Source organism: Sphingobium sp. WR1, from assembly GCF_059693745.1.
The window spans coordinates 1-1706 of sequence record NZ_JCATID010000080.1; the positions used below are offsets into that span (position 1 = coordinate 1).

Here is a 1706-nt window from a genome sequence, read left to right on the forward strand (position 1 = left end):
TCGTTCATCGCAACTGACCTTGACAGTACATGAGCCCAATCTTGGAAACCGTGTCAGAGTTTGCAACAGAGCCGAAATGCTCCTAGGGGTTGCGGCGCATCGACGAGCCAAGGAAAACCGGGTTGGAATAAAACCAGAGATCAGTCCATGCGTCTTCGCCCTCGGCATCGGGCGCCGGCTCGGCATCCTCAGTATTCGTCCCGCGCAGACGGAGATATTCATCGCCTGCGACCGGTTCGAGAGCCGTTTCGATCACGCGCCATTCGCCCTCTCGCTTCCATTCCGCCTCGGTAAAGCGCGCCACGACGCGCGTGCTCGGATTCCGATCAAGATTCGGATCGGCGGATTTCGTGCCCACCGATCCGCGGATCAGGTCAATATGGTGAACGGCAGGATTGTCGCCATTGGCATTCAATCCGTCGGGATCCCGAAAGCGGATCGTAAGGTGAAGCGGCTCACCATTGCCTGCATTTATGGTGGAACCGAATTCGATCGGACGCGCATCGGCGCCTGTTCCCAACAGAATCTCAAGTTCCGACACGAGATCGCCTGTAGTCACGAAAATGCGTCCGGCGCGCATGGCGGCGATGATCGATGCGGGGTTCTTTGGCGCGTGGACATAAGTCTTCGAATATTCGCCAGGCCAGAAGTCGAAACCGCCTTCGGTCCAGTTGATGTGTGAGTCTGAGTTGGCGGTAATCCACCAGCGTCGTCCTTCACCCAGCATGGAATCCCAGAAGCCGCCAAGCCGCGCGGTCATCTGGTCGAAACCACCCATGGTCGGGAAATCGCCATAGGCCCCGCGCGGGATCGCATCGCCGAAATAGGCCGCATAGCGCGAAGGGCCGACACTTTCGCCGACCTGACCGGCGGCCTGATGGCCCGGCGCACCTTCCATCCCGATGGCGACTTCCGGCGCGGTATCGTTCCAGCCACGCAATCCGGAAGGGGTGGTCAGGCCGTATTTGCCCATGCCGGTTGCGGACCTCGAGGGATGGTGTGCGAAAAGAACAGGCTTTGGCTGTTGTGCATCCATTGTCCGCAATGCGTCCAGCATTCGCCCTTCACTGTTGCGCGACGGATCGCGGGGCCACGCCTCGCGGGCGCCGTAGCCCTTCTCCAGCTCGCGCAACCGGTCGGCCTCGTCGTCACCTGCCGGAACGATGATGCTGCTGTGATCCGCTCCGGGCGTATCGAATTCCATGCCGAAGAATTGCACCAATTCCGGCACCAGCTGTCGTGATCGCAGCAGTTCGGGATAGGCGTGGTCGTGGTTGACCTTGCTATGATTGGGGCCGCCATGATCGGTCGCCACCATCCAGTCCAAACCGAATTTGCGCGCCATCAGGGCGTTCATGGGAATCGGGTATATCGCATCACCGCCCACGGTCGGCGTCGGCGGGTCGGCCTTTTCGTCATAGCCGGTCGAAAAGCGACTGTGAGTGTGATGATCGCCCGCCAGCCAGCGCGCTTCTCCGGCATCGGCGCCCGGCTGCGGCGCCGGCACATCGATGCTGTGCATATGACGTTCGTGCGCGGTAACGGCAAATACCGGCAAGCAAACGAGGACCAGAGCGGCTGATGATCTCGTGGCGTTTCGAAGCATGTTTCTGTTCCTGGGATGAATTGATTGGCTCTGTTGCAAACATGGGGCACGGCCGCGCGGCGTCACCCAGTTGGGGGATTAGGCAGCATTGGCGAAATGC

The 1706-nt window shown here is 60.3% G+C and carries 1 protein-coding gene; it reads right to left on the reverse strand.

The annotated features are described in order from the left end of the window. Window positions 1–82 precede the first annotated feature (82 nt). Window positions 83–1522, reverse strand: coding sequence for a phosphoesterase (locus AC58EF_RS28440; RefSeq protein ID WP_497279712.1), 1440 nt, complete (start codon window positions 1520–1522; stop codon window positions 83–85). Window positions 1523–1706: the final 184 nt, after the last annotated feature.

Coding starts and splice junctions, on each gene's coding strand:
- AC58EF_RS28440 (WP_497279712.1), bottom strand. CDS start 1,522: ATGCACAGCATCGATGTGCCGGCGCCGCAGCCGGGCGCCGATGCCGGA.